This window comes from Micromonospora sp. NPDC005197 (genome assembly GCF_040608295.1).
Classification (GTDB): Bacteria; Actinomycetota; Actinomycetes; order Mycobacteriales; family Micromonosporaceae; genus Micromonospora.
This window is the reverse complement of sequence record NZ_JBEXHY010000033.1, coordinates 16,997-42,940: the sequence shown is the minus strand read 5'-3', so window position 1 is coordinate 42,940 and position 25,944 is coordinate 16,997. Positions and strand designations below refer to the sequence as shown.

At 70.8% G+C, this 25,944-nt stretch carries 27 protein-coding genes and 1 pseudogene; 19 read left to right on the top strand and 9 right to left on the bottom strand.

What is annotated here, in order from left to right; genetic code table 11:
• Positions 1-23: 23 nt before the first annotated feature.
• Positions 24-204 (bottom strand): annotated as a pseudogene (locus ABZU46_RS14280) (transposase); the annotation flags it as partial.
• A gap of 657 nt (positions 205-861) precedes the next feature.
• On the opposite strand from ABZU46_RS14280, the gene ABZU46_RS14275 reads away from it, so the two are divergent.
• The 11 genes from ABZU46_RS14275 to ABZU46_RS14225 all read left to right on the top strand — a co-directional run bounded on the left by ABZU46_RS14275 (position 862) and on the right by ABZU46_RS14225 (position 11,518).
• Complete coding sequence (locus ABZU46_RS14275) at positions 862-3,171, top strand: tetratricopeptide repeat protein (RefSeq protein WP_354857571.1); 2,310 nt, start codon at positions 862-864, stop codon at positions 3,169-3,171.
• Between the two features lie 550 nt (positions 3,172-3,721).
• On the top strand, positions 3,722-4,183 hold the full coding sequence (locus ABZU46_RS14270; RefSeq protein ID WP_354857569.1) for a hypothetical protein: 462 nt from the start codon (positions 3,722-3,724) through the stop codon (positions 4,181-4,183).
• A 12-nt stretch (positions 4,184-4,195) separates the two neighbouring features.
• Positions 4,196-4,345 carry a hypothetical protein gene (locus ABZU46_RS14265; RefSeq protein WP_354857566.1) on the top strand — a complete coding sequence of 50 codons (150 nt, stop codon included), beginning with the start codon at positions 4,196-4,198 and terminating at the stop codon, positions 4,343-4,345.
• A 157-nt stretch (positions 4,346-4,502) separates the two neighbouring features.
• Positions 4,503-5,546 carry an aromatic ring-hydroxylating dioxygenase subunit alpha gene (locus tag ABZU46_RS14260; protein WP_354857564.1) on the top strand — a complete coding sequence of 348 codons (1,044 nt, stop codon included), beginning with the start codon at positions 4,503-4,505 and terminating at the stop codon, positions 5,544-5,546.
• The gene (locus ABZU46_RS14255) at positions 5,543-5,761 is read left to right on the top strand and encodes a hypothetical protein (RefSeq protein ID WP_354857562.1); all 219 of its coding nucleotides are present in this window, start codon (positions 5,543-5,545) and stop codon (positions 5,759-5,761) included. The genes ABZU46_RS14260 and ABZU46_RS14255 overlap by 4 nt, the downstream gene beginning before the upstream one ends.
• Positions 5,758-6,711: a PDR/VanB family oxidoreductase gene (locus ABZU46_RS14250; protein ID WP_354857559.1), complete on the top strand. Its 954-nt coding sequence runs from the start codon at positions 5,758-5,760 to the stop codon at positions 6,709-6,711. Before ABZU46_RS14255 ends, ABZU46_RS14250 begins: the two co-directional genes overlap by 4 nt.
• A 30-nt stretch (positions 6,712-6,741) precedes the next feature.
• Entirely contained in the window at positions 6,742-7,503 is a 762-nt protein-coding gene (locus ABZU46_RS14245; RefSeq protein ID WP_354857556.1) for an IclR family transcriptional regulator, read from the top strand.
• A 100-nt stretch (positions 7,504-7,603) separates the two neighbouring features.
• Entirely contained in the window at positions 7,604-8,530 is a 927-nt protein-coding gene (locus ABZU46_RS14240; protein ID WP_354857554.1) for an SDR family NAD(P)-dependent oxidoreductase, read from the top strand.
• 50 nt (positions 8,531-8,580) lie between these two features.
• Positions 8,581-9,462 (top strand): amidohydrolase family protein, encoded by an 882-nt coding sequence (locus ABZU46_RS14235; protein WP_354857551.1) that lies wholly within the window; start codon positions 8,581-8,583, stop codon positions 9,460-9,462.
• Positions 9,463-9,479: 17 nt separating this feature from the next.
• On the top strand, positions 9,480-9,932 hold the full coding sequence (locus ABZU46_RS14230) for a MaoC family dehydratase (protein ID WP_354857548.1): 453 nt from the start codon (positions 9,480-9,482) through the stop codon (positions 9,930-9,932).
• 56 nt (positions 9,933-9,988) lie between these two features.
• The gene (locus ABZU46_RS14225) at positions 9,989-11,518 is read left to right on the top strand and encodes a long-chain fatty acid--CoA ligase (protein ID WP_354857545.1); all 1,530 of its coding nucleotides are present in this window, start codon (positions 9,989-9,991) and stop codon (positions 11,516-11,518) included.
• On the opposite strand, the gene ABZU46_RS14220 is transcribed toward ABZU46_RS14225, so the two are convergent.
• The 7 genes from ABZU46_RS14220 to ABZU46_RS14190 form a co-directional block, all read right to left on the bottom strand.
• Positions 11,442-12,329, bottom strand: coding sequence for a PaaX family transcriptional regulator C-terminal domain-containing protein (locus tag ABZU46_RS14220; protein WP_354857544.1), 888 nt, complete (start codon positions 12,327-12,329; stop codon positions 11,442-11,444). The two genes, ABZU46_RS14225 and ABZU46_RS14220, sit on opposite strands and share 77 nt — an antisense overlap.
• Positions 12,330-12,368: 39 nt before the next feature.
• Positions 12,369-13,181, bottom strand: coding sequence for an ABC transporter ATP-binding protein (locus tag ABZU46_RS14215; protein WP_354857541.1), 813 nt, complete (start codon positions 13,179-13,181; stop codon positions 12,369-12,371).
• Positions 13,174-13,998, bottom strand: a complete 825-nt coding sequence (locus tag ABZU46_RS14210) for an ABC transporter permease (RefSeq protein WP_354857539.1) — start codon at positions 13,996-13,998, stop codon at positions 13,174-13,176. Before ABZU46_RS14210 ends, ABZU46_RS14215 begins: the two co-directional genes overlap by 8 nt.
• Positions 13,995-14,795, bottom strand: a complete 801-nt coding sequence (locus tag ABZU46_RS14205) for an ABC transporter permease (protein ID WP_354857537.1) — start codon at positions 14,793-14,795, stop codon at positions 13,995-13,997. Before ABZU46_RS14205 ends, ABZU46_RS14210 begins: the two co-directional genes overlap by 4 nt.
• A gap of 72 nt (positions 14,796-14,867) precedes the next feature.
• Positions 14,868-15,830 carry an ABC transporter substrate-binding protein gene (locus ABZU46_RS14200; RefSeq protein ID WP_354857534.1) on the bottom strand — a complete coding sequence of 321 codons (963 nt, stop codon included), beginning with the start codon at positions 15,828-15,830 and terminating at the stop codon, positions 14,868-14,870.
• Between the two features lie 210 nt (positions 15,831-16,040).
• Positions 16,041-17,222 carry a 4-hydroxybenzoate 3-monooxygenase gene (gene pobA, locus ABZU46_RS14195; protein ID WP_354857533.1) on the bottom strand — a complete coding sequence of 394 codons (1,182 nt, stop codon included), beginning with the start codon at positions 17,220-17,222 and terminating at the stop codon, positions 16,041-16,043.
• 18 nt (positions 17,223-17,240) lie between these two features.
• Positions 17,241-18,701 carry a benzaldehyde dehydrogenase gene (locus ABZU46_RS14190; RefSeq protein ID WP_354857531.1) on the bottom strand — a complete coding sequence of 487 codons (1,461 nt, stop codon included), beginning with the start codon at positions 18,699-18,701 and terminating at the stop codon, positions 17,241-17,243.
• Positions 18,702-18,996: 295 nt separating this feature from the next.
• Here ABZU46_RS14190 and ABZU46_RS14185 point away from each other — a divergent pair, with 295 nt between their 5' ends.
• Genes ABZU46_RS14185 through ABZU46_RS14150 form a run of 8 tightly spaced genes read left to right on the top strand, consistent with a single transcriptional unit; the run spans position 18,997 to position 25,215 of the window.
• Positions 18,997-19,815, top strand: coding sequence for a CoA transferase subunit A (locus tag ABZU46_RS14185; RefSeq protein WP_354857529.1), 819 nt, complete (start codon positions 18,997-18,999; stop codon positions 19,813-19,815).
• A 26-nt stretch (positions 19,816-19,841) separates the two neighbouring features.
• Complete coding sequence (locus tag ABZU46_RS14180; protein ID WP_354857527.1) at positions 19,842-20,612, top strand: CoA-transferase; 771 nt, start codon at positions 19,842-19,844, stop codon at positions 20,610-20,612.
• Complete coding sequence (gene pcaH / locus ABZU46_RS14175) at positions 20,609-21,358, top strand: protocatechuate 3,4-dioxygenase subunit beta (protein WP_354857525.1); 750 nt, start codon at positions 20,609-20,611, stop codon at positions 21,356-21,358. Before ABZU46_RS14180 ends, pcaH begins: the two co-directional genes overlap by 4 nt.
• On the top strand, positions 21,351-21,923 hold the full coding sequence (gene pcaG / locus ABZU46_RS14170) for a protocatechuate 3,4-dioxygenase subunit alpha (protein WP_354857522.1): 573 nt from the start codon (positions 21,351-21,353) through the stop codon (positions 21,921-21,923). Before pcaH ends, pcaG begins: the two co-directional genes overlap by 8 nt.
• On the top strand, positions 21,898-23,238 hold the full coding sequence (gene pcaB, locus ABZU46_RS14165; RefSeq protein WP_354857520.1) for a 3-carboxy-cis,cis-muconate cycloisomerase: 1,341 nt from the start codon (positions 21,898-21,900) through the stop codon (positions 23,236-23,238). Before pcaG ends, pcaB begins: the two co-directional genes overlap by 26 nt.
• Positions 23,235-24,014 carry a 3-oxoadipate enol-lactonase gene (gene pcaD / locus ABZU46_RS14160; protein ID WP_354857518.1) on the top strand — a complete coding sequence of 260 codons (780 nt, stop codon included), beginning with the start codon at positions 23,235-23,237 and terminating at the stop codon, positions 24,012-24,014. The genes pcaB and pcaD overlap by 4 nt, the downstream gene beginning before the upstream one ends.
• A complete protein-coding gene (pcaC, locus tag ABZU46_RS14155) occupies positions 24,011-24,391 on the top strand; it encodes a 4-carboxymuconolactone decarboxylase (RefSeq protein WP_354857516.1) in 381 nt (126 codons plus the stop codon). Before pcaD ends, pcaC begins: the two co-directional genes overlap by 4 nt.
• Positions 24,388-25,215, top strand: a complete 828-nt coding sequence (locus tag ABZU46_RS14150) for an IclR family transcriptional regulator (protein ID WP_354857514.1) — start codon at positions 24,388-24,390, stop codon at positions 25,213-25,215. Before pcaC ends, ABZU46_RS14150 begins: the two co-directional genes overlap by 4 nt.
• Here ABZU46_RS14150 and ABZU46_RS14145 read toward each other — a convergent pair.
• On the bottom strand, positions 25,202-25,846 hold the full coding sequence (locus tag ABZU46_RS14145; RefSeq protein ID WP_354857513.1) for a DUF2306 domain-containing protein: 645 nt from the start codon (positions 25,844-25,846) through the stop codon (positions 25,202-25,204). The genes ABZU46_RS14150 and ABZU46_RS14145 overlap by 14 nt on opposite strands.
• Positions 25,847-25,944 lie beyond the last annotated feature (98 nt).

The following is a 25,944-nucleotide window of genomic DNA, read 5'->3' as shown; positions in this document are numbered from 1 at the left end:
TGAGGCCGAGATGGGCGCACCCCTGAATCCCCGGCTTGGTCGGCGATCAACACGTCGGGGCGTTTACGGGGCCGTCCGGGTCCAGGTTCGTGACCCGGATCGCGTCCAGTAGCGCCAGCAACTGCGGGTTGTCGCCGGCCTGGCCGGGGTGAGCAGGATCGACAGCGGCCGGCCGCGTCCGTCGACGGCGAGGTGGATCTTCGTACGCCAGCAGCGGCGCGATCACCGCCTACGCCTCGACAGTCAGTTCACCACGACGCACCACCGGCACATCGTCAACGATCAACCGCTACAAGATCGGCAGGACACGCCCCAGGCGGCTGGGCTGGCCGCCCGCCGAGTTCAGGCTGTCAGACGGTTCCGGTACGCGGTGGCTGAGGTGGGAAGCCTTTCGCGATGATCAGTCGATCAGCCTGCGCCGAGCTATTGCAGTTCCGTGATTTGCCCTGGGCAGGGTGCGACAGCCGCGGCACCAACGTACTCATCCGGGATCGCCGCCCCGCCGCCATGGCCGGAACATGTCGCCCACCGCACGAAGGATCGCCGCCTTCTCGCGCGGTGGGACGCCTTTCGTCACGATCAGTGCGACCACCGTCTTGGCAAGCACCGGTAGACCCACAGCGGCGGTCGCGACCCAAGGGCTGTACGTCACAAGTCGCTCAAGGTCCACTGGTCCCACCTCGCCGCTTCCCAGTCGCAGTTCCACCGGTTCTGACCACACCTTCGCGCTCACTCGGCGTGGTGGCGCCCTGCGGGACAGGCCGGGACATAATCGAGGTGGATCGCCTGGTAGGACAGGCTGCCATCGGAACGCCACAGAGAAACCGCAGACACCGCTGGGACGGATGCGAGGTTTACGGAGTGGACCGGGAACTGGCGGACGTGTCGACACCGGCCGCGCTCGGCGCGGCGCTGCAGTCGCTCAGAGAGACGGCTGGCCTCACGACGCGGGAGATGGACTCGAAGACGCGCCTCAGCGATGTGCGATTGACCCGTACGAAGATCAGCAAGGTTGAAGGAGGTGAGCTGCCGCGCCTGGACTGGCTCCGCGCGTACGTCAATCTCTGCGGAGTCGGCACTGGTACGCGTCGATACCGCGCCTGGGAAAACGCGTGGACGACGGCACACCAGCACGCCACGGCGGGAACGGTGACGCCTGACCCGGACGGCACGGTGCCACCCAGGCAGCTACCTATGGACACCAGCCCTTTCGTGGGCCGAACGGCCGAGCTCGACCAGCTCACCGCCCTGCACAGGAGGGCGGGCAACGGGGTAGCTGTCATATCCGCCGTGCACGGCACTGCGGGCATCGGTAAGACCACTCTCGCACTGAGGTGGGCGCACCAGAACGCAAGACGGTTCACCGAGGGACACTTGTACCTCAACCTGCGTGGTTTCAGCGCCGACCATCCGGTCGCGCCTGCCCATGCCGTCCGTGAGCTGCTGGACGGGCTCGGCGTGCCGGCCGAGAGAATACCGGCCAGGTTCGATGCTCAACTGAGCCTGTACCGCAGTGTGCTGTCCGGCAGACGCCTGCTGCTTGTGCTGGACAACGCCGCAACCGCCGAGCAGGTCCGTCCACTGCTGCCGGGCAGCTCATCGTGCTTCACCATCGTCACCAGCCGAAGCCAGCTCACCGGGCTCGTCGCCCGCGACAAGGCCGTCCCGCTCAAGCTGGACGTCCTCTCCCGGAAGCAGGCCAGGGAACTGCTCGATGATCGGATCGGCCGCGGGCGGCTGGACGAGTATCCAGAAGCGACGGACACGCTGCTGACCATGTGCGGCGGATTGCCGCTGGCGCTCGTCATCGCGGCGGCGAGGATCATGCTCGCGCCGGACCAACCACTGGACCGACTCGTCGCGGAGGCGACGGGCGGCGAACCCGTACTGCGGAACTTCGAGGTCGACGACTCGGAGTCGGACCTGCCCACCGTCTTCTCCTGGTCCTACCGAACCCTCGACCCGGATGCCGCGCGGCTGTTCCGGTACCTGGGTCTGGTACCCGGCCCCGACTTTACCGTCGCTGCCGCTGCCAGCCTGGTCGGCGCCGAAGCTGGCCTCACCGCCCGGTTGATGAGGAACCTGGCAGATCAACACCTGATTGAGGAGTACTGCCCGGGTCGTTACCGGCTCCACGATCTACTGCGCGCCTACGCGAACGATCTGAGCGAGGAGCACGAGACCAGCTCCGGACGAGCCGCCGCCCACACCCGAGTAATCGACTACTACCTACAGGCCGCCGTACATGGTGACCGGCTGCTGGATCCCCTTCGGGAGACCTTCCCGACGCCTTCTGCGGAACATGGGATCCAGCCGCCCAGTTTCGACTCGGCCGAGGGCGCGGCAGAGTGGTTCGAGCAGGAGCACGAGAGCCTGTCGGCGGCGGCTCGACTCGCAGCCGCACGCGGCCGGCACCGACCGGCGTTCCTCCTACCGTGGAGCATGACGACCTTCCTCCACCGCCGCGGATACTGGCGCGAGTACGCCGACCTCTACCGCCTCGCTGTCGAGGCCGCCGAGCCGATGGGCGACCCGCGTGCGCATGGTGTCGCACTGCGCAACCTCGCCAACGCGCTGACACAGCTCGGCGAATACGACCACGCCATGGCCCGCCATCGACTAGCGGTTGACTGCTTCCGGAAAGTCGGTGACATCCAAGGCCTTGCCCGGACCGAACGCGCCATGGGATACGCCAGCGAACAGCTGCGCGACTTCCCCGCAGCCGAGCAGCACGCCAGCACCGCCCTGGGTCTCTACCGGCAGATAGGCGACCGCACGGGCGAGGCGCAGGCGCTCAATGCGTTGGGTTGGTACCGAGCACTGCAGGGCGACTACGACAGCTCGCTCACGCACTGCTCACAAGCCTTGGCTCTGTTCGACGAGGTCGACGACCTCACGTACCGGGCCCATACGCTGGACAGCATCGGGTACAGCCTCCAACACCTGAAGCGGTACGCCGACGCGGCATACCACTACCAGGAGGCCATCGCCGTGTACAGGACCCTTGGTGACCGGTACTACGAGGCGGAGACCCTGCACCATCTCGGCGACAGCGAGGCTGCCGCAGGGAACGCGAGCGCTGCGCAAGCGGCGTGGCAGGACGCACTCACCCTTCTCGTTGCCATCGGGCATCCGAAGGCCGAGCAGGTACGCGCGAAGCTCGCACGCTGAACTCGGCCAATCTGCTGGCAATACGGCCGCACGCCCAGCAGCGGCTCGTGCCGGATCGATCGACCCGCACCGGCGCCTCGCCAGGTTGACTCCGCTCGGTCGGCCGTACGACCTGCGGAACACCGCCGCGGCTCGACGCCGCCGCGCCAGCAACCGAGGGAGCCGAGCGGCGGTAACTTACGCCTGCTCCCTGTTCCATCCCCGGCACTCCCCGGATCCGGCTGCCCTCAGCTCCACCGCCCTGCTGCGACAGGGTCAGCGGTGACCGGACAGCGACACGCGTCACCGCCTCGTCCAGGATGACCCGCCACCCAGCGGGTCTAGGGTGTGGCCCGCGGCCACCGCACGATCTTCGGTCGTCCGCACAAACCATCGATGGTCAACGCGGTGGCCGCCCGCATGCCCGCGCTTCTCTTCGCAGTGATTGACCGGCGCGGGCCTGTGCCTGGTCGCGCAGGCCCCTGCCGGGGCCCGACAGGAAGCGGCAATCGCGGTGATCTGTGCCGGCTACGGCGGCCGGTCCGGATGCGACAACGGAGAGAGGTGTGCCATGCGGTTCAGCGGCCGTTTGCTGGTGGCCCTGACTCTGGGGGGCGTCACGCTCGTGTCAGCGTGCGGCGGCCCGCCGCCGGAGAAGCGGTCGACCGAGGAGCTGCTCACCATCGGGCAGGCCCGTCTCGACGAGATTGCCATTCCGGCAGGCTGGCAACTCCGGGGCGGCAAGGCGGCGGACAGATCGCGGGGCAAGTTCCACTGGGACCGTGACCACCAGGTCAATACCAGTCCGGACGCGGCGGTTCGCGAACTGGACAAGCAGATCGCGGCTGCCCAGTGGAGGCGTAGGCCCGAGGAATCCTGCCTGAACAGTTCGGGAGTGGCGTGCTGGATGTACGACCGGGGCGGCCTGACCATCACGCAGACAGCGCTCGCCAGCACCACCTGCCCGGCGGGCCACCCGGTCTGTGCCGAGGTGAGCATCTCCATGCGGCAGAACTACAAAGAGCCGATCTGATCAGATCCAGCCATGGCGGACCGCCTCGGCACCCGCCTGGAAACGGCTGCTCACCCCGCGCTGGTCGGTAAGCTCGGCCACCACCCGACGCACGGTGCGCGCGCCCACACCCGGGACGCGCTGCTGGTGGCCACCCGCCAGAACATCGAGCAGAACAGGTGACGGCCCGGTGTGGCTGCCGTGCGGTCGGCACGGCAGCCACACCGTCAGGTGCGAATGCCCCGGCCTTTCATCCAGTGAAAGCTCCGGTTCCCCAGCGGGGACACCGCACGGGACGATCCGGCTCCATCGACGTCCGTCGGCATGGAGGTCCGGTCGCATGGCATTCGCGCGTAACCAGTGGTACGTGGCCGCCTACGGCAGCGAGGTGGGGCGGAACCTGCTCGCCCGAACGGTGCTCGGTGAGCCGCTGGTGCTGTACCGCACCGGTGCCGGGCAGGCGGTGGCGCTCGCCGACCGGTGCGTACACCGACGCTTCCCGCTCTCCGAGAGCCGGCTCGACGGCGACACGATCGTCTGCGGCTACCACGGCTTCACCTACGATCCGACCGGCGCCTGCGTCTTCGTACCGGGTCAACAGCGCATCCCGCGCACCGCGCGGGTGGTCTCGTTCCCGGTGGTGGAACAGGACTCGCTCATCTGGGTCTGGATCGGCGACCTGGACCGGGCCGACCCGGCTGCGATTCCCCGCGCACCGTGGCTGGCCGACCCGCGCTACGCGGTGGTGCGGGGCATGGCGCCACTGAACGCGCGGTACGGCCTGCTGGTGGACAACCTCCTGGACCTGTCCCACGAGACCTATCTGCACGGCGGTTACATCGGCACCCCGGAGGTGGCGAACACCCCGATCACCACCGAGGTGGACGAGGACCGGGGGATCGTCTACGTCAGTCGGCACATGGACGACGCCGAGTGCCCGCCGTTCTACGCGCGCTCCACAGGCATCCAGGGCCGGATCACCCGGTGGCAGGACATCGAGTACCACCCGCCCTGCCTCTACCTGCTGCACAGCCGGATCGCGCCGCAGGGTGTCTACCCGCCCGCCGAGGGCGAGGACCGCGAAGCGTTCCACGCCGAGATCGTGTACGCCATCACCCCGTCGACGGAACACACCACCTATGACTTCTGGGCGGTGGCGCGCGACTTCGCGATCGACGACGAGTCGGTCAGCGAGTACCTCCACCACAGCAATCACACAGTCGTCATGCAGGACGTGACCGCGCTCAACATCCTGGAGCAGGTGATCGCCACCGAGCCGGACAGGTACCAGGAGCTGAGCATCAACATCGACACCGGTGGCCTGGCCGCCCGGCGGCTGCTGGCGCGGATGGTCGGGTCGGGGACGGTGGGAGCGGCGCGGTGAGGTCCCGGGAAGGCTCCCTCACCGGGGGCCGGGTCTACCGGATCCACTGGGTGCCGGGCACCGACAGCCTGCGCGGAGTCTGCCACTGCGGGGCCGAGCGCCGCACTGAGGAACCAGTCGAGTTGTGGGAGTGGCTGCTCGGCCACCCGCAGGGCCACCAGGGTGTGGCTGAGCCGGTGCCCGGACCGCCGAGGCGGCTGGCGATGCGCGAGTGACGGTGGACGTGCTGACCGGTGTCGAGCTGGTGGTCGTCGGCCGCGATCAGGTGGCGGCCGAGGTGGTGGCGATTCGCCTCTGTCGCGCGGACGGCGGTGACCTGCCCGAGTGGGCGCCGGGCGCGCACATCGACCTGGAGTTAAGCGCCGGGCTGGCCCGTCAGTACTCCCTCTGCGGTGACCCGGCGGAGCGGGCCGTCCTGCGGATCGCGGTGCAGCGCGAACCGAACGGGCGCGGCGGCTCCCGGCTGGCGCACGAGCGGCTCACCGTCGGCGCGACCGTCCGGGTGAGCGGACCGCGCAACACCTTCCCGCTGGTCGCGGCGCGGCGCTATCTCTTCATTGCCGGCGGCATCGGCATCACCCCCATCGCACCGATGGTCGCCGCAGCCGACGCCGCGGGCGCCGACTGGCGGCTGGTGTACGGCGGACGCAGCCGGGCCACCATGGCCTTCGCCACCACCTTGCGGGAGAAGTACGGCGACCGGGTGAGCCTGCACCCGCAGGACGAGACCGGGCTGCTCGACCTGGCCGGGTTGCTGGGCCGGCCCGGCACCGGGCTCGTCTACTGCTGCGGCCCGGAACCACTGATCACCGCGGTCGAGGAGCACTGCCGCGGCTGGCCACCCGGCTGCCTGCACGTCGAGCGTTTCACCGCCCGGGGCGACACCGGCGCGCCGGAGACGACGATCGAGGTCGAACTCGCGCTCTCCGGGCGGACGGTGACAGTGCCGCCGGGCACACCGATCCTGCGGGCGGTGGAGGAGGCCGGGGTGCAGGTCCTCTCGTCCTGTCGGGAGGGCACCTGCGGCACCTGCGAGACGCCGGTGCTCGCCGGTGTGCCGGAGCATCGCGACAGCCTGCTCACCGCGCAGGAGCGGGCCGCCGGGGACACCATGATGATCTGCGTCTCCCGGGCCCGTACGCCCCGACTCGTGCTGGAGCTGTGAGCGCCCGACGTGGGCGGGGATGATGACGGGGTGCGCGCAGAACCGGGACGGTCGGTGACGAGCAAGGTGCTGGCGTTGCTCGACGCGTTCAGCCCGGCGACCCCGGCGTTGACCCTGAGCGAGTTGGCGCGTCGCACCGGGGTGCCACTGCCCACCGTGTACCGGCGGGCCGCGGAGCTGGTCGCGTGGGGGGCACTGGAACGCGGCGACGACGGGCGGTACCGGATCGGTCTGCGGCTGTGGGAGGTGGGCTCGCTCGCCCCGAGGGGCCTGGGGCTGCGGGAGCTGGCCCTGCCGGTGATGGAGGACCTGTACGAGGTGACTCACGAGAACGTCCAGCTCGCCGTCCGGCAGGATCTCGAACTCGTCTTCATCGAACGGATCGCCGGGCGACACGCGGTACCCGTGCTCACCCGGGTGGGGGGTCGCTTCGCGCTGCACGCGACAGGCGTCGGGCTGGTCCTGCTCGCCCACGCGCCCGCCGAGGTCCAGGAGCAGGTGCTGGCCGCCCCGCTGGAGCGGTACACCGAACTGACCATCACCGACCCGAAGCGGCTGCGTCGCTGCCTCGCCGAGGTGCGCCGGGTCGGGTACGCGGTCAGCGACCGTCAGGTCACCATGGACGCCCTCTCGGTGGCCGCGCCGATCCGCGTACCGGAGGGTGTGGTGGCGGCGATCTCGCTGGTGGTCGCCTACGACCGGGCGGACCCGGTGGCGTTGGCGCCACTGGTGCAGGCCGCCGGCCGGGTGGTCTCCCGGGCGCTGAGCAACTCGACCCGTCCGGCCGTCTGATGTAGACAGACTGCAAATCGTTGACGCCCGATCAAATTTTGCATTACGTTTCCGGTGCGCGTGTTACCCGGAGGTCCGGCATCGACGAAAGGGAGCACTCATGTCTCTGCACGGCAAAGTCGCCATCGTCACCGGGGCCGGGCGGGGTCTCGGCCTCGCCTACGCGCAGGAGTTGGCGCGGCGGGGCGCCGCGGTCGTGGTCAACGACGTCGACGCCGAGGCCACCGCCGACGCCGTGGCGACGATCGAGGCGTCCGGCGGTCGGGCCGTCGCGGTGGTCGCACCGGTCGGCCCGACCGAGACCGCGAAGGAACTCGTCAGCACGGCGGTCGAGCACTTCGGACGGCTGGACATCCTCGTCACCAACGCCGGCGTGCTGCGCGACACGGTGCTGTGGAAGATGAGCGACGACGACTTCGACACCGTCGTCAACGTGCACCTGCGCGGCACGTTCACCACCGTACGCGAGGCGGTGCAGCACATGCGGCAGGCCGGTGAGGGCGGGCGGATCATCTGCGTCGGATCGCCCACCGGGCAGCGGGGCACCTTCGGCCAGACCAACTACGCGGCCGCCAAGGCGGGCATCGTCGGCATGGTCCGGACCTGGGCGCTGGAGCTGAAGCGGGCCGGCATCACCGCCAACACCGTCGTCCCGGTCGCCGCGACCGCGATGACCGCCACCGTTCCCTACTTCGCCGCGGCGGTGCGGGCCGAGGCGAACGGCGAGCCGATGCCCGCGTTCTTCCGACACGAGCTGGGATTCGGCACGGCGGACGACGTGGCCGGGCTGGTTGCGTTCCTCGGTTCCGACGCGGCGGCCTCGGTGACCGGGCAGGTGATCGGTGTCGGCGGGGACCGCCTGCAGATCTGGACCCACCCGGAGGCGGCGCTGACCGCGCACCGCGAGGGCGGCTGGACGTACGACGCGCTGGTGGAGGCCTGGCCGACGAGGTTCGCCGGTGCCGCGCAGAGTGTCGGCGAACGCTTCCCGAAACTTCCCGAGGAGTTCGAGCCCGCGCCGTCCTGACCGGCCCGAGCAGACCTGCCCGCACCGACCCGCCCGACGGAGGTTGGCCCATGTACCAGCCCGCGATCGACCTCGATGACGTCACGGCGATCGACATGCACGTGCACATCGAGGTCGACGACCACGGTCACACCTCACTGCCCGAACCGCTCGTGGCAGCGGCGTCGGCGTACTTCAAGACCGACGGCCCACGGCCCGCTGTCGACGCGGTGGCGCGGTACTACCGCGAGCGGCACATGGCGGCTGTCGTCTTCACCGTGGACGCGCGTACCCAACTGAAGCACCAGCCACTGTCCAGCGTCGAGATCGCCCGCGCGGCGACCGAGCACGCCGACGTGCTCATCCCCTTCGGTTCGGTGGACCCGCGCACCGGGGGAGCGGCAGTCGAACTCGCCGACCGGTTGATCCGGGAGGAGGGCGTCCGCGGTTTCAAGTTCCACCCCACTGTGCAGGGCTTCGATCCCAGCCACGACGAGTACGCGCCGCTGTGGGGCCTGCTGGAGCGGGCCGGCGTCCCGGCGCTCTTCCACACCGGGCAGACCGGCATCGGCGCGGGTACGCCGGGCGGTTACGGCCTGCGCCTCGGCCGGTCGAACCCGATCCTGCTCGACCCGATCGCGGCCGACTTCCCCGACCTCCAGATCATCATGGCCCACCCGTCGGTGCCCTGGCAGGACGAGGCGTTGTCGGTGGCCACGCACAAGCACAACACCTGGATCGACCTGTCCGGCTGGAGCCCGAAGTACTTCCCGGCCGAGCTGGTGCGCTACGCGAATTCGCTGCTGAAGCGCCGGGTGCTCTTCGGCACCGACTACCCGATGCTCACCCCGGACCGGTGGCTTCGCGACGTGCAGTCGACCGATCTCAAGCCGGACGTGCTCCCGGGCATCCTGAAGGACAACGCGGCCCGACTGCTGGGCCTGGCCCGGTGACGACGAGAGGAAATGCCATGACGACGACCATCACCTACGAGCGGCTCGGCGACCTCGCCGGCACCGACCTCGGCCACACCGGGTACCGCACTGTCACCCAGGACCAGGTGGACCTGTTCGCGGACGCCACGGACGACCACCAGTGGATCCACGTCGACCCGGAGCGGGCGAAGACCGGCCCGTTCGGCGCGCCGATCGCGCACGGCTTCCTCACCCTCTCCCTGGCGGTTCCCTTCTGGACCGAGCTGCTCGAGGTCAAGGGCGTGACCACGAAGGTGAACTACGGCCTCGACAAGGTGCGCTTCCCCGCGCCGGTCGTGGTCGGGGCTCGGGTGCGCATGCGGGCCACAGTCATCGAGGTCGTCGAGGTCCGCGGCGGCTACCAGCTCGCCGTCGACCAGACGATCGAGATCGAGGGCGGCACCAAGCCGGCGGTCGTCGCGCGCGGGCTGTACCGCTTCTACGCCTGAGCCCGGGGGCATCCGTCGAGCCGGGCGAGCACACCACCTCCACCCCCAGGAGATTGATGATGCACCAGCACGGAATTGGCGCCTGGCTGGCCAAGCGCCGGCTCAAGTCCCCGGACCAGATCGCGATCATCCACGGCGACCGGTCGCCCATGACGTACCGCCAGTTCGCCGACGCCACGGACCGGATCTCCGCGGTGCTGCGGGAGCGGGGCGTCGGCAACGGCGACTCCGTCGCCTACCTGGGTGAGAACAGCCCCGAACTCCTTCAGGTGATGTTCGGGGCGGCGCAGGTCGGGGCGGTCTTCGTGCCGGTCAACACCCGGCTCGCCGCACCCGAGATCGGCTACGTCCTCGCCGACTGTGCCGCGCGGGTGCTGATCCACGACCCGGACTTCGCGGTGCCGGTGGCCTCCGCCGCGGCGACCGCCCGGACCCCGTACGTCATCGTCAACGGCGAGGGCACCGCGGACCGGCCCGGGCTGGCCCACCTGGCCCGGGCCGCCGTCACCCCGTTCACCGACCACGCCGACACCGCCCACGAGGACCCGGCGGCGATCGTCTACACCTCGGGCACGACCGGCCGGGCCAAGGGCGCGGTGCTGACCCACGGCAACCTCACCTGGGTGGCGCTCAACTGTGTGGTCGACTACGACGTCGTCTCCGCCGACGTCGCCCTCATGATCTCGCCGCTGTTCCACGTCGCCTCGCTCGGGATGGGCGCCCTGCCCGTCATCCTCAAGGGCGCCACGATGGTCATCGAGAGGGGCTTCGAGCCGGGCCGCGCGCTCGCCCAGATCGAGCGGCACGGGGTCACCATGCTCAGCGGTGTGCCGACCACCTACCAGCTGCTGGCCGACCACCCCGCCTGGGCGTCGACCGACCTGTCGACGTTGACGAAGCTCACCTGCGGAGGGTCGGCGGTGCCGGCCCGCATCCTCAACGCGTACGAGGCGCGGGGCCTGTCGTTCTCCCAGGGTTACGGAATGACCGAGGCCGCGCCGGGCGCCACCGCGCTGCCGCCCACGATGACCCGCGTCAAGCAGGGCAGTGTCGGTCTGCCGCACTTCTTCACCGACGTGCGGATCACCGATGCGGCCGGTGCGGTGCTGCCCGCCGGCGCTGTCGGTGAGATCGAGGTGGCCGGTCCCAACGTCTTCCCCGGCTACCACGGGCTGCCGGAGGCGACCGCCGAGGCGTTCACTGCCGACGGGTGGTTCCGCTCCGGCGACCTCGGCCACCTGGACGCCGACGGTTACCTCTACATCTCCGGCCGCCTCAAGGACATGATCATTTCGGGGGGCGAGAACATCTACCCGCTCGAACTCGAGCAGCTGCTCACCGAGGTCGACGGGGTGACCTCGGCCGCGGTCATCGGCGTACCGGACGAGCGTTGGGGGGAGGTGCCATGGGCGATTGTGACCGTCGGGGACGGGGCGTCCGTGGACACCGCCACCGTCCGGGCCCGCCTGGACGGCAGGATCGCGCGCTACAAGCTCCCGAAGAACGTCGTCATCGTGGACGAGCTGCCGCGGACGGCGTCGGGGAAGGTGCGGAAGGCCGATCTGCGGACCCGATTCGGCGCCTAGTCGCGGGCCGGGCCGCGACGAGTTCGGCGAACTCCGCAGCGGACGCCTCGGCCAGCTTGTCGTGCACCCGGCGGTAGGTCCGCACCGATCTCGGGGCGGGCCATTCCGCGTCCATGAACTCGGCCGGCAGCCTCGGGTCGGCGCGCAGTAGCGCGAGCCAGTCCGCCACGAGCATGGTTCGTACGGTGAGGGCGCTCGGCGCCATCGTCAGCGCGGACAGGTCGTCCCACACCTCGATGAAGGCGAGGTGCGCACGTCGGATCGCCTCGATGTCCCAGGCCGCGCGCACGCTCTCGCCGATCGGGAAGCCGGCGAGTTCACGGGCGTGGAAGGCGACCACTGTGTTGGGCGCGAGGTCCTGCCGCAGCCGCTCCAACGAACCGGCGAGGTCGACCTCGCCGGGCGCCAGCCAGAGCCCGTCCCGCAGCGGCGCGAAGCCCTCCCAGGTGAGGGTGGAACGCAGCCGGTGCCGCAGCATCCGCTGGCCCTCCGGGATCGAGAAGGTGACCAGGGTCCACCCGCTGCCCTGTGGGTCGAACGGCCGCGGCCCGCGAACGCGGTACGTCGCCTCGCGCAACACCGCGGCCCCGTGCTCGGTCAGTGAGAACAGCGTCTCCCGGCCGCTCCTGCTGCGGGCGAGGATGCCGCTGTGCACGAGACGGTCGAGGGTCGCGCGGGTGGCCGGCGCGGCGACGTCCGCGCCTTCCAGCACGTTGATCAGAGCGCTGGCCCGGATGGGTCCCGTGGCGGCGTCGACGACGTGCTCGCCGAAGAAGGCGAGCAACAACTGCTTCGGCTGACGACTACCCACAGCCCTTCCCTTCGGCGAACTCGTTGGCCTGGCCGCCGATCACCGCGCGGACCGCGGGGCCACAGCCTGCCCGCGCTTGGCCCGCTGGATCTGGTCGTAGACGTGCGTCCGCAGTTCCGCGAAACGGGGCAGAGCGCGGGTCGTGATCTGATCGCGCTCCGGCGGCAGGTCGATCGCGAGGTCCTCCTGGACCCAGGTCGGCGACGTGGACAATACTAGAACCCGCTGACCGAGATACACCGACTCGTCGATGTCGTGGGTGACGAAGACAACCGAGATGGTGCGGCTGGCGTGCAGCTCACGCACCAGGTCCTCCAGGTCGGCCCGGGTCTGCGCGTCCACGGCCGCGAACGGCTCGTCCATGATCAGGACATCGGGCTGGTAGGCGATCGCCCGCGCGATCGCCACCCGCTGTTGCATCCCCCCGGAGAGCTGCCACGGGTGGCTTCGCGCGGCGTGCGCGAGGCCCACCGCCTCAAGAGCGTCGACGACCAGCTTGTTCCGGGCCGCGCGGGTGAGCTTCTTGTGCCGCAGTGGCAGCTCGACGTTCCCGCGCACCGTCAGCCAGGGGTAGAGGCTGCGACCGTACTCCTGGAACACGACGGCCATGGCCGGGCTGGGCCCGGTCACCGGCGAGCCGTCCATCTCGACCACGCCGCTGGTGGGCCGCAGCAGGCCGGCGAGGCACTTCAGCAGGGTGGTCTTGCCACATCCGGACGGCCCGACGATGCAGACGAGCTCACCGGCGTCCATCGTGAAGCTGATGTCCCCGATCGCCTCGACGGTGCCCGTCGCCGACTCGTAGACCTTCCGCAGGTGCTCCACCCGCAGCAGGGTGCTCCGATCAGGCACGGTTGACCTCCCTGATTCCGTGGTACCAGCGCAGAACACGCCGTTCGACGAGACCGAAAGCTACGGCGAGGAAGACGCCGACGAGACCGAGGAGGAGGATGCCACTCCACATCTCGGCGATCAGGTAGTTGCGCTGGAAGTAGGCGATCCGGTAGCCGAGGCCGGAGGAGGAGGCGAACATCTCGGAGATGACCATCAGGATCAGCGCGACCGAGAGGGCCTGCCGAACCCCAGCCATGATCCGTGGGCTGGCGGCCGGGAGAACGAGGAACCAGAGCCGCTCCCACCAAGTGACCTGGAACGATTCCGCGGTCTCCGTCATGACGCTGTCCGTCCCCCGGACACCCTCGATCGTGTTCAGCAGGATCGGCCAGACCGCGCCGGAGGCGATCACGACGACCTTCATGGTGTCGGTGATCCCGAGCAGGAGCATCACCACCGGGATCAGCACCGGTGGCGGGATGGCCCGGAGGAACTCCAGCAGCGGTTCGAGGAGTTCGCGCAACCAGCGGGTCAGCCCGATGACGGTGCCGGCGGCGATGCCGAGCACGATGGACGCGACGACACCGAGGCCGAGGCGGGCGAGGCTGGGCAGCACGTCCTCGGCGAACGCCGGGCCGACCCAGGTCTCCCGGAAGGCTTCGGCGATCGTCAACGGGTCGGGGAAGAACCGACTCGTCGTCCTCGTCCCCACCAGACCCCAGAGCACCAGCAGCAGCGTCGGCAGCCCCAGCGGGTAGAGCAGGCTCGTCGCGATCCGGGATCCGACCGTCCGGCTGCGTGCCGTGGTGGCGATCCGCCCGGTGTACGCGATCACAACGGCTCCTCTCCTCGTACCGACTGGTGCCACGACAGCACATGACGCTCGATGAACCGGAAGACGATGTTCACCATGAGCCCGAGCAGGCCGGTGACCACGACCAGCGCGTACAGGCCGGGGGCGTCTCCGGCGGACCGGGACAGCTCGATCATGCGCCCGAGGCCGGGGTTACCGATCACCATCTCCGCGGTGATGGCGAGGATGAGCGCCACCGCGGCGGCGAGGCGCAGGCCCGTCATGAGGTACGGCAGGGTGGTCGGCAGGACGAGGTGCGACAACTGCTCCCGCCGGGTCAGACCGAAACTGCGGGCGGTGTCGCGAGCCACCGCGTCGACGTCGGCGACGCCGTAGATCACCTGCACGAACACCTGCCAGAACGACGCGTAGATGATGATGACGAGGGCGGCCTGCCGCTGGATGCCGAACATCAGCACGGCGAGCGGGATGAGGGCGACCGACGGGATCGGTCGCAGGAACTCGACAACCGTGTGGGTCGCGCGCCGCAGGAACGGCACCAACCCGACGACCGTGCCGAGGACGAGGGCGGCGACCGTCGCCACCGTCAGGCCGATCGCCCAGGACGTCATGGTGCTGCCCAGCCGCCGCCAGAACGCGAGGTCGACGAGCTGCTCGAACAGCCGCGCCAGCACGTCCGTCACGTACGGCAGGTACAGCGGGTTGATCAGGCCCAGCATCGGGATCAGCTGCCAGACGACGAGGAACCCGGTCAGGCCGACGACGCCCAGCATCGCCTTGCGTAACGCGCGCAGGCGTCGGGTGGGGAACACGCGCATGTCACTCCCGTCGTCAGGCGGGCGGCGAGGCCCTCCCCGGTCCGAGGGTCGGGGAGGGCGGGATCGCGCCGGCTACTGCTGCTGGATGAGACGGTCGAAGTTGGGTTGCTTGTCGAGAACCTTGTACTTCTGCGCGAGTTCGGCGAGCGTCTGCAGGCTCGACCGGTCGACCTCCCAACCGAAGGCCGGCAGCCGCACCGACTCGGCCACCGGCGGGGGCAGCTGCAGGTTGTCCTTGATGGCCTGCCGCAGCGCCGCTTCGTTGGCGGGGTCCTTGGCCCACTCCAGCGTCTTCTTCATCGCCGCGGTGAAATCCTCGACCAGCTTGGCGTCCTTCTCGGTGCGTTCCTTTGTGGTGATGGTGGTGAGCGTGGTCAGGCCGGGCACCACCGCCTGGTAGGGCGCGACGACGAAGGTGTCGCCGCGGGCCTTCAGTTGGGTGACGAAGGGCTCCGGCACCCAGGCGGCGTCGATGTTGCCGGATTCGAGTTGGGCCGGGGCGTCCGGGAAGGCGACCTCGACGAACTTGATCTTCGACGGGTCGCCGCCGTCCTTTTCGACCGCCGCCATGATCGTCACGTCGCCGGCCGCGCCCAGGCTGTTGACCGAGACCCGCTTGCCAGCGAGGTCGGCCGGCCGCTTGATGCCGGACTTCGCGGAGGCGACCACGGCGTTGATGTCGTCGCCGTCGGCGTACGAGGAGGCGTAGTTGCCGATGATGACGACGCCGAGGTCCCGCAGGTCGGCCCGGAACGGGCCGAAGGGCTGGCCGATCGCGAAGTCGATGTCGCCGTTCATGAGCGCCGGAATGGCCTGCGCGCCGCCCTGGGCGGGCAGCACCTCGACCTGGAGCCCGCGTTCGGCGAAGATGCCCGCCTTGACGCCGCCCCAGAGCGCGGCGGTCTCGGTGATGGGCAGCGCCGCGACGCGGACCTTGCGCAGGCCCCCCGAGGTCTGGTCGGACGGGTTGGACGCGTCGGAGTCGGTACATCCGGTGAGGGCGATCGCGGTAGCGGCGATCAGCCCGAGAGCCATGACCTTCTTCATTGACGAGGCCCTTCCTGGGCGGGGGTGGTGGGTGCGTCGGAAGTCGGCGGATGCCTCGGATCTGCAGGTGAACTACCGCTGCGTGGGGGCGCACGCCGCTGTGTTGGCCATGGTCAGTCACCCCGGCATTGAAAGTCAATAATTTCTGACGCCCGTCATGAATAAGTTGAACAACGCTCTGCTGTGGAGGCGACGCGGTCAGACGTCCGGTAGGCCCACGTAGTTCTCGGACAGGCTCCTGGCGTACGCCTCGGAGGTGGCGACGTACCTCAGCGTGGCGGTCTGCAGCTTCGTCTCGTACGGGTCGTCGCGCTCCAGCCGGTGCAGCATCGAGGTCATCCACCAGGAGAAGTGCTGGGCCCGCCAGACCCGGCGCAGCGCCGTCGCCGAGTAGGCGTCCAGCAGATCGGTGCGGCCCTCGCCGTACCACGCGGCGAACGCGTCCCCGAGCAGCGCGACGTCGGCGAGGGCGAGGTTCATGCCCTTCGCGCCGGTGGGCGGGACGATGTGCACGGCGTCCCCGGCCAGGAACAACCGCTCCCAGCGCATCGGCTCGACCACGAAGCTGCGCATCGGGGTGATGGACTTCTCCAGGATCGGCCCCTCGTTGAGCGACCATCCCGGCACCGTCTCCAACCGGGCCCGCAGCTCCGTCCAGATCCGCTCGTCCGGCCACGCTGCGATGTCCTCGTCCGGCGCGACCTGTAGATACAGCCGGGAGATCTCGGGGGAGCGCATGCTGTAGAGGGCGAAACCCCGTTCGTGGTTGGCGTAGATGAGTTCGTCCACCGCCGGCGGCGCGGCGGCGAGGACGCCCAACCAGGCAAAGGGGTACGCCCGCTCATAGGTGGTCAGCACCCCCTCGGGCACCGCGCCGCGGCTCACCCCGTGGAACCCGTCGCAGCCGGCCACGAAATCGCAGTGCAGCTCCTCGTCCCGCCCGTCCCGTCGAAAGTGGACGACCGGCGAGTCCGAGTCGAGACCGTCCAGGCGTACCGCGTCGGCCTCGAAGAGGATCGAGCCACCGGCCGCGAGTCGGGCGGCGATCAGGTCCTTGACCACCTCCTGCTGCCCGTAGACGGTGATCGCCCGCCCGGTCAGATCCGCCATCGGCACCCGGTGTGACTCCCCGGCGAAGCGCAGCTCAATGCCCTCGTGGCGCAGCCCCTCCCGTCGCAGCCGTTCACCGACGCCGCTGCGGCAGAGCAGGTCGACCGAGCCCTGTTCGAGGACCCCGGCCCGGAGCCGGTGCTCGACGTGGTCGCGGCTGCGGCTCTCCAGCACCACGGACTCGATCCCGCGCAGGTGCAGCAGGTGCGACAGCATGAGCCCGGCCGGCCCGGCGCCGACGATGCCGACCTGGGTACGCATTCCCGGCATGCTCCCCTCCTCCCGCTGTCAGAACGGGTACCGCGGAATGGCGCCCTGCACGGTGAGCCACTGGGTCTCGGTGAACGCCTCGACGTTCGCCGCGGGCCCACCGAACCGGGATCCGGTGCCGGACGCCCCCACCCCACCGAACGGCGCCACCGCCTCGTCGCTCACTGTCTGATCGTTGATGTGCACGATCCCGCTGGGGATCCGGTCGGCGAGGGCCATCGCCCTCATCACGTCACGGCTGAGGATCCCCAGCGACAGGCCGTACTCGGTCTGCCGGGCCAACTGCACGGCCTCGTCCTGGTCGGCGAAGGTGATCACCGGCGCAACCGGGCCGAAGACCTCCTGGGCGTACGCCGGGGTCGCGGGGGTGACGTCGGTGAGCACCGTCGGCCGATAGAACAGCCCCTCGTACGTGCCCCCGGCCGCCAGTCGGGCGCCCGCGTCGATGCTCGCCGTGACCAGTGCGTGGACCTTGTCGCGCTGACGCTCGTCGATGATCGGCCCGAGCGCCACCTGCTCCTTCGCCGGGTCGCCGACCGGCAGGTGGTTCGCCTTCTCCGCCAGACGCTCGACGTACCGCTCGGACAGACTCTCGTGCACCAGGTGCCGGCCGGTGGTCATGCAGATCTGGCCCTGGTGCAGGAACGACCCCCAGGCGCCGGCGGAGACCGCGAGGTCCAGATCGGCGTCGTCGAGCACGATCAGCGCCGAGTTGCCGCCGAGTTCGAGATGTGCGCGTTTGAGGTGGCGTGCCGCCGCCTCGCCGACCTTGCGGCCGGCGGCGGTCGACCCGGTGAAGCTGATCACCCGTACGTTCGGGTCGGCCACCAGCGCCTCCCCGACCTCGACCCCGCCGGGAAGGACGTGCAGCAGCCCGTCGGGCAGGCCGGCCTCCTCGAAGACCCGGGCGATCGAGACACCGCCGCACACCGCGGTGCGCGGATCGGGCTTGAGCACCACGGCGTTGCCCAGGGCCAGCGCCGGGGCGACGGAACGGGTGGCCAGGATGAGCGGGAAGTTGAACGGGGCGATGACCCCGACGACGCCGACGGGCAACCGGCGAGCCAGGCTGAGCCGCGGTTGCGCGCTCGGGATGATCTCGCCGAGCGGGTGCGAGGCCAGCGCCGCCGCCTCGTAGCACTCCTGCGCCGCGGTGTCGGTCTCGACGCCGGCCTTCGGTGGGATGGACCCGGACTCCCGCACGATCCAGTCGCCGATCTCGGCGGCGTGCCGCTCGAACAGCTGCCCGGCCCGGCGCAGCACAGCGGCCCGTTCGGCGTAGCCGGTGGCGGCCCAGGCGCGCTGGGCGGCGGCGGCGCGAGCGCAGGCGCGCGTCACGTCCTCGGCGTTCGCCAGGCCGACCTGGCCGATCTCCTCGCCGGTGGCAGGGGATCGCACGGGTGCCGTGCCGCCGGCCGGTTCCACCCAGCCGTCGCTGTGCAGGGTGCCCTGCCAGGTCGTGACGTCCAGCAGTGTCATGGCGGTCCTCCTCGGAGCGTGGGGCCGGTGGGCCGGCCCGGGGTGACCGGGCGGACTTCCGCTCACGAAGGGCCCGGAGTTGTTCGCTTACCGAACGGCCGTTCTCTCCATGAACGTTGGCACGTGGTCCGGCTCGCGTCAACGCATCGCCGGGCGTGATTGCCGGGCACTGTGGACGGCGGTCCCGCCTGTCGTTGACGGATGTCGTTCCCCGTCGTACGTTCGAGATGAGTACGGCAGTCCGCATAGCGAACGGCTGGCGGCAGCACGGTTCGGGCAGGAGGCGGGGAGGCCCATGGCGAAGCTCGTCTCGCTGACCGACGGCGTGGCGCACCTGGTTCGCGACGGCGACGTGGTGGCCCTGGAAGGGTTCACGCACCTCATTCCGTTCGCCGCCGGCCACGAGATCATCCGCCAGGGACGGCAGGATCTGACCCTCGTGCGGATGACCCCCGACGTCATCTACGACCAGCTCATCGGGGCGGGCTGCGCCCGTCGCCTGGTCTTCTCCTGGGGTGGCAACCCGGGCGTCGGGTCGCTGCACCGCTTCCGGGACGCCGTGCAGCACGCCTGGCCACGTCCACTCGACCTGGAGGAGCACAGTCACGCGGGCATGGCCAACCGGTACGTCGCCGGGGCGTCCGGGCTGCCGTTCGCCGTCCTGCGCGGCTACACCGGCACCGACCTGCCTCAGCACACCACCAACATCCGGCCCATCACCTGCCCGTTCACCGGCGAGACGCTGACCGCCGTCCCCGCCCTGCGTCCGGACGTGACTGTGGTGCACGCCCAGCGCGCCGACCGCAACGGCAACGTGCAGATGTGGGGCATCACCGGCGTGCAGAAGGAGGCGGTGCTCGCCGCCCACCGGTCACTGGTCACCGTCGAGGAGATCGTGGACGAGTTGGAACCCGTACCCGGGCAGGTGATCCTGCCCGGCTGGGCGGTCACCGCGGTGGCCGAGGTGCCCGGCGGCGCGCACCCCTCCTACGCCCACGGCTACTCGGTGCGGGACAACGACTTCTACCGGGACTGGGACGCCGTCAGCCGGCACCGCGACACCTTCCGGGCCTGGCTGGACGAGCACGTGCACAAGGCCGGCGCGGCGGCATGAGTCAGCCCGGCGAGCGAGGGAATGCGATGGCGGACTGGACCGCGGACGAGATGATGACCGTCGCCGCCGCACGGCAACTACGCGACGGCACCGCCTGCTTCGTCGGGATCGGGCTGCCCAGCACTGCGGCGAACCTCGCCCGGGCGACCCACGCCCCGAACCTGGTGCTCATCTACGAATCCGGGTGCCTCGGCGCGAAGCCGGACCGGCTTCCGCTCTCCATCGGAGACGGGATCCTCGCCGACACCGCTGACGCGGTCGTCTCGGTGCCCGAGGTGTTCAACTACTGGCTCCAGCCCGGCCGGATCGACGTGGGCTTCCTCGGCGCCGCGCAGCTCGACCGCTACGGCAACATCAACACCACTGTCGTCGGCGGCGACTACGACGCCCCGACGGTCCGGCTACCCGGCGCCGGTGGCGCCCCGGAGATCGCCGCCTCCTGCGGCGAGGTCGTGGTGATCGTCCGGCAGGACCTCCGGACGTTCACCGAACGGGTCGACTTCGTCACCTCGGTCGGGTACGGGACGGGTCCGGGCGACCGGGAGCGACTCGGTCTGCGGGGCGGAGGCCCCCGAGTGGTGATCACCGACCTCGGCGTCCTCGAACCGGACCCGGTCACCTGCGAACTCACACTGACCCACCTGCACCCCGGCGTGACCCGGGAGCAGGCGCGGGCGGCCACCGGCTGGGACCTCGCCGTCGCCGAGGGACTGGCCACCGGTGCGCCGCCGACGGCACGCGAACTCGCGGTGCTGCGGGCGCTGGGGGCGACGAAGTCCGACGGGAGACGACAATGACCACTCAGGACACCGAGGCCGACAGTGGTCTGGTGCTACCGCGGTACCGGCGCGACGATGTCGACGCCCACCCACCCCTGCTCAGCCCCGGCTACAAGTCGACAGTGGCGCGGGCGCCGAGACACCCACTGGTCTACCTGCCGCAGCGGCTGACCGAGATCACCGGGCCGTTGCTGGGGGAGGGGCGGCTCGGTGCGCTCGACCACGACCTGACCCGCCAGCACGACGGCGAGCCGCAGGGACAGCGGATCATCGTGCACGGGCGGGTCCGCGACGGTGACGGCCGACCGGTACCCCACACGCTTGTCGAGATCTGGCAGGCCAACGCCGCCGGTCGGTACCGCGACGCACGGGACACCTGGCCGGCGCCACTCGACCCCCACTTCGAGGGGGTGGGCCGGGCGCTCACCGACGACCAGGGGCGCTACCGGTTCATCACCGTGCAACCCGGCGCCTACCCCTGGCGTAACCACGACAACGCCTGGCGGCCGGCGCACATCCACTTCTCCCTCTTCGGTCGCGCGTTCACCCAGCGGCTGGTGACGCAGATGTACTTCCCGGGCGACCCGCTCTTCTTCCAGGACCCGATCTTCAACTCGGTCCGCGACCCGAAGGCCCGGGAACGGATGATCGCCCGGTACGACCACGCCAGCACCGCACCGGAGTGGGCGCTGGCGTACGAATTCGACATCGTGCTGCGCGGCCGGGAGAGCACTCCTTTCGAGGACGAGGACGACGATGAGTGAGCAGTTGGGCGTCATGCCCGCGCAGACCGTCGGGCCGTACCTGCACATCGGTCTGCGCTGGCCCGACGGCCCGTACGTGGTGCCCGAGGGCACGCCGGGCGCGTTCTGGATCAGCGGTCGGATCGTCGACGGCACCGGGACGCCCGTGGTCGACGCGATGGTGGAGAGCTGGCAGGCCGACCCGGAGGGCCGGTTCGACCATCCGGACGACCCTCGGGGTGCCCGGCCGTCCGCGCTCGCGGGTTTTCGCGGATTCGGGCGAAGCGAGACCGACGGGCTGGGGTGGTACCGGCTGCTGACCGTCAAGCCGGGTGCGCTGCCCGAGCCGGACGGCGGCACCGAAGCACCCCACCTGACCCTGTCGGTCTTCGGGCGTGGGCTGCTGCACCGCCTCGTCACCCGGCTCTACTTCCCCGACGAGTCGACGGCGAACGCCGCCGACCCCGTGCTGCGCAGCGTCGACGCCGACCGCCGTGACACCCTGCTGGCCAGTCCCGCCCCGGACGGGTTCCGGTTCGACATCCACCTTCAGGGCGACCGTGAGACCGTCTTCTTCGCCCTCTGACGGTCTGCTCGGCGGCCTCTCCGGCGCCCCGGACGTCGACGCGGAACTCAGCGACCCGGCAGTGCTCCAGGCGATGCTCGACGTGGAGGCCGCGCTCGCCCGGGCCGCAGCGGACGCCGGCATCGTGCCCGTACCGGCGGCCGAGGCGATCGCCGAGCAGTGCCGCGCCGAGCGGTACGACCCGGCGGCGCTCGGCCGGGCCGCCGACGCCACCGGCAACCCGGTCGTCCCGCTCGTGGGCGAGCTGACCGCGGCCGTGCCGGAGCACGCCCGGGCCTGGGTGCATTCCGGAGCGACCAGCCAGGATGTGCTGGACACCGCGCTGGTCCTGGTGGCGGTGCGGGCGCTCGGGCCGCTGCTGGCTCAGCTCGACGTGGCAGTGGACGCCGCCGCCCGGCTGGCCGACGCGCACCGGGACACCGTGATGGTCGCCCGGACACTCGGGCAGCAGGCGGCACCCAGCACGTTCGGACTCAAGGCCGCGGGCTGGTTGACCGGTCTGGTCCAGGCGCGGGACCGACTGCGTCAGGCCCGCGCCGCACAGCCCGCGCAACTCGGTGGCGCGGTCGGCACCCTGGCCGCGTTCGGCCCGGCCGGTGCCGAGGTCACCGAGCGGTTCGCGGCGCACCTGGGCCTCCCGCCGAGCCCGCTGCCCTGGCACACCCGCCGTCAACCCTGGCTCGATCTGGCCGCCGCCCTCGGTGGGCTCCTGGTGGCCGCCGGCAAGATCGCGCTCGACGTCGGGTTGCTCGCCCAGAACGAGGTGGGTGAGGTCGCCGAGGGCGGCACCGGACGAGGTGGCTCCTCGGCCATGCCGCACAAGCGCAACCCGGTGGACTCGATCCTCGTCACGGCCGCGGCGCGACGCGGTCCGGGTCTCGTCGCCACCCTGTTCGCCACGGCGGTGCAGGAGCACGAGCGGGCCGCGGGCGGCTGGCACGCCGAGTGGGAGCCGCTGCTCGATCTGCTGCACGTGACCGGTGGCGCCACCGCCCGGTGCGCCCGGATGCTGACCGGGCTCCAGGTCCGCCCGGAGCGGATGCGGGAGAACCTCGACGCGACCGACGGCCTCCTGCTCGCCGAGGCGGTTGCCGCGCGCCTGGCACCCGCAGTCGGCCGCCGCGTCGCCCACGACCTGGTGACCCGCGCCGCCGCCGAACCCTCGTTCCGCGCCGCGCTGCTCGCCGACCCCGAGGTCCGCGCCCACCTGTCCGATACGGAGCTGGCCGAGGCGCTCGACCCGTACCGCTGGCTCGGCTCGGCCGGCCGGTTCGTCGACAGTGCCCTGGCCGCCGTCCGGGGAGCGGGCGGATGACCACCCGGTTGCACCTCACCGTCGACGGCCCGGCCGCCGCGCCGGTGCTGCTGCTGGGCAGCTCCCTCGGCACCGCCGCCGCCATGTGGGAACCGCAGGTGCCGGCGCTCGCCCAACGGTTCCGGGTCATCCGGTACGACCACCTGGGCCACGGCCGCTCGGCGGTGCCGCCCGGACCGTACACGCTGGACCTGCTGGGCCGGGAGTTGCTGCGGACGCTTGACGACCTCGACGTGCCGTGGGTCCACTACGCGGGGTTGTCCCTCGGAGGCATGGTGGGCATGTGGCTCGCCACGTACGCGCCCGATCGGGTGCGGCGGCTGGCGCTGCTCTGCACGTCGGCGTCGCTCGGCCCACCCGAGCAGTGGCGGGAACGAGCCGCGACGGTACGGGCCGAGGGCCTGCCGGCGATCGCCGACGCGGTGGTGGCCCGCTGGTTCACCCCGGCCTTCGCCGCCGCGCGGCCGGAGGTGATCGCCACCCACCGCGCCCTGCTCACCGCGACGTCGCCGGCCGGATACGCCGCCTGCTGCGAGGCGATAGCCGCGATGGACCTCCGACCCGACCTCGGCCGGGTCGCCGCGCCGACGCTTGTCATCGCCGGAGCGGACGACCCGGCCACCCCGGTGGAGCACGCCCGCGACATCGTCGGTCGCATCCCGGGGGCCCGGCTGGCCGTGGTCGACGCGGCGGCGCACCTGGCCAACGTCGAGCAACCCGAGCAGGTGTGCCGACTCCTGTTGGAACACTTCCACGAGGGACGTGGTGACGGATGAACGACCGCGAGCGGCACGAGGCGGGCATGACGGTACGTCGACAGGTGCTGGGTGACGCGCACGTGGACCGGGCGATCGCCGGCACTGACGAGTTCACCGCCGACTTCCAGGACTTCATCACCCGCTACGCCTGGGGTGAGGTGTGGAGCCGGCCGGGCCTCGACCGGCGGACCCGTAGCTGCGTCACCCTCGCCGTGCTCGCCACCCTGCACCACGAGGAGGAGTTGGCGATGCATGTCCGGGCCGCGCTGCGCAACGGGCTCCGCCCCGAGGAGGTGGCGGAGGTCTTGCTCCAGGTCGGCGTCTACGCTGGTGTACCGGCGGCGAACCGGGCGTTCAAGGTGGCCCGGGAGACCCTGCGGCAGGAGGCCGGGTGAGCGTGAGCGAGGAGGCGACGAGGTCGCCGGAGTTCGTTCAGTCGCTGGAGCGCGGCCTCGCGGTGATCCGGGCGTTCGACGGCGAACATCCGCAGCTCACGCTCAGCGAGGTGGCCAGACGGACCGGGCTGACCCGGGCCGCGGCACGCCGGTTCCTGCTCACCCTGGTCGAGCTGGGCTACGTGCACACCGACGGCCGGCTCTTCTCGCTGCGGGCCCGGATCCTCGAACTCGGCTACGCGTACCTGTCCAGCCTGAGCCTGCCCGAGGTCGCGCAACGGCACATGGAGGCGCTGGTCGCGCAGGTGCGTGAGTCCTGCTCGGTGTCGGTGCTCGACGGCGACGAGGTGGTCTACGTCGCCCGCGTGCCCACCAAGCGGATCATGACGGTGGGGATCAGCGTCGGCACCCGGTTCCCCGCGTACGCCACCTCGATGGGCCGGGTGCTGCTCGCCGCGCAACCGGTCGAGTGGCTGGACGACTACCTCGCCGCCGCGCAGCTGCGGCCGCTGACCCGGCGCACCGTCACCGACCCGGTCAAGCTGCGCGCCGTCCTGACGAAGATCGCCGCCCAGGGGTACGCCATCGTGGACCAGGAGTTGGAGGAGGGGCTGCGTTCGGTGGCCGCGCCGATCCACGGCGAGAACGGGTCGGTGATCGCCGCGGTGAACGTCTCCGCGCACGCCAGCCGGGGGTCCTTCGAGATGATCCGTCGAGAGCTGCTCCCGCCGCTGCTGGCCGCCGCGAAGCGGATCGAGGAGGACATCCGGGGCGGCCTGAGCCGGACACCGACGGCCGACGCGGGCGGGCTCAGCTCAGCTTGAGGGCCGGCGCGGTGACGACCCGGGCCGGACGGCGCAGGTACCACTCGGCCACCGCAAGGTTGATCACCCAACCGGCGACCACCAGGCCGGCCCGCAGGTTCCCGTCGGGCTGTTCGCCGGTCGCGAGCAGGTACGGCGCGTGGGTGAACGCCTGGGTGCCGGCACCGAGGCCGATCGCGTAGCCACGCACCATCCACCTGCGGTGCCGGGCGATGTCCCGGCGGAGCACGGCGGCGAGACCGACCAGGATCGAGCTCGCCATGGCCGAGCCGAATATGAGCCGCATACCGGCGAGCACGTCGTTGTCATGGGCCGGCAGATCGTACGCGACGGCCATCCACAGGCCGGTGAACGCGACAGTCAGCCCACAGGGGACGAGCATCCGGCCGGCCCGGCGGTGCCAGCCGTGCCGACGCAGACGGGGTACGAACTGGAACGCGCCGAGGATCGTGTACACCACCGCGCCGACGATGTGCAGCACCACCGGCAGCGGATCGGCGACGAAGCGCGCGTTCGCCGGGGTGACCTCCGGTCCGCTGCCCAGCTCGGTGAGCCGCCCCGCGCCGGCGAGCATCGGTATCAGGCCCAGCAGGATCAACGCGACCGGTAGCCGCCACTCGCGCATCGTCATGCCGTCGATGGTGGACGCCGCACCCGCCCCCGCTCATCGGCAGATGGGCCGCGACCAGGTCGGCCCATGGTCGGACGCCGTCGTCGTACTTCCGCCGG

Bases quoted from the DNA above. Each gene is read 5' to 3' on its own strand.
- ABZU46_RS14270 (WP_354857569.1), top strand. From the start codon at position 3,722: ATGCGGTTCAGCGGCCGTTTGCTGGTGGCCCTGACTCTGGGGGGCGTC.
- ABZU46_RS14235 (WP_354857551.1), top strand. From the start codon at position 8,581: ATGTACCAGCCCGCGATCGACCTCGATGACGTCACGGCGATCGACATG.
- pcaC (WP_354857516.1), top strand. From the start codon at position 24,011: ATGAACGACCGCGAGCGGCACGAGGCGGGCATGACGGTACGTCGACAG.
- pcaH (WP_354857525.1), top strand. From the start codon at position 20,609: ATGACCACTCAGGACACCGAGGCCGACAGTGGTCTGGTGCTACCGCGG.
- pcaD (WP_354857518.1), top strand. From the start codon at position 23,235: ATGACCACCCGGTTGCACCTCACCGTCGACGGCCCGGCCGCCGCGCCG.
- pcaG (WP_354857522.1), top strand. From the start codon at position 21,351: ATGAGTGAGCAGTTGGGCGTCATGCCCGCGCAGACCGTCGGGCCGTAC.
- ABZU46_RS14240 (WP_354857554.1), top strand. From the start codon at position 7,604: ATGTCTCTGCACGGCAAAGTCGCCATCGTCACCGGGGCCGGGCGGGGT.
- ABZU46_RS14205 (WP_354857537.1), bottom strand. From the start codon at position 14,795: ATGCGCGTGTTCCCCACCCGACGCCTGCGCGCGTTACGCAAGGCGATG.
- ABZU46_RS14145 (WP_354857513.1), bottom strand. From the start codon at position 25,846: ATGACGATGCGCGAGTGGCGGCTACCGGTCGCGTTGATCCTGCTGGGC.
- ABZU46_RS14180 (WP_354857527.1), top strand. From the start codon at position 19,842: ATGGCGGACTGGACCGCGGACGAGATGATGACCGTCGCCGCCGCACGG.
- ABZU46_RS14185 (WP_354857529.1), top strand. From the start codon at position 18,997: ATGGCGAAGCTCGTCTCGCTGACCGACGGCGTGGCGCACCTGGTTCGC.
- ABZU46_RS14200 (WP_354857534.1), bottom strand. From the start codon at position 15,830: ATGGCTCTCGGGCTGATCGCCGCTACCGCGATCGCCCTCACCGGATGT.
- ABZU46_RS14260 (WP_354857564.1), top strand. From the start codon at position 4,503: ATGGCATTCGCGCGTAACCAGTGGTACGTGGCCGCCTACGGCAGCGAG.
- ABZU46_RS14225 (WP_354857545.1), top strand. From the start codon at position 9,989: ATGATGCACCAGCACGGAATTGGCGCCTGGCTGGCCAAGCGCCGGCTC.
- ABZU46_RS14190 (WP_354857531.1), bottom strand. From the start codon at position 18,701: ATGACACTGCTGGACGTCACGACCTGGCAGGGCACCCTGCACAGCGAC.
- ABZU46_RS14230 (WP_354857548.1), top strand. From the start codon at position 9,480: ATGACGACGACCATCACCTACGAGCGGCTCGGCGACCTCGCCGGCACC.
- ABZU46_RS14265 (WP_354857566.1), top strand. From the start codon at position 4,196: ATGGCGGACCGCCTCGGCACCCGCCTGGAAACGGCTGCTCACCCCGCG.
- pobA (WP_354857533.1), bottom strand. From the start codon at position 17,222: ATGCCGGGAATGCGTACCCAGGTCGGCATCGTCGGCGCCGGGCCGGCC.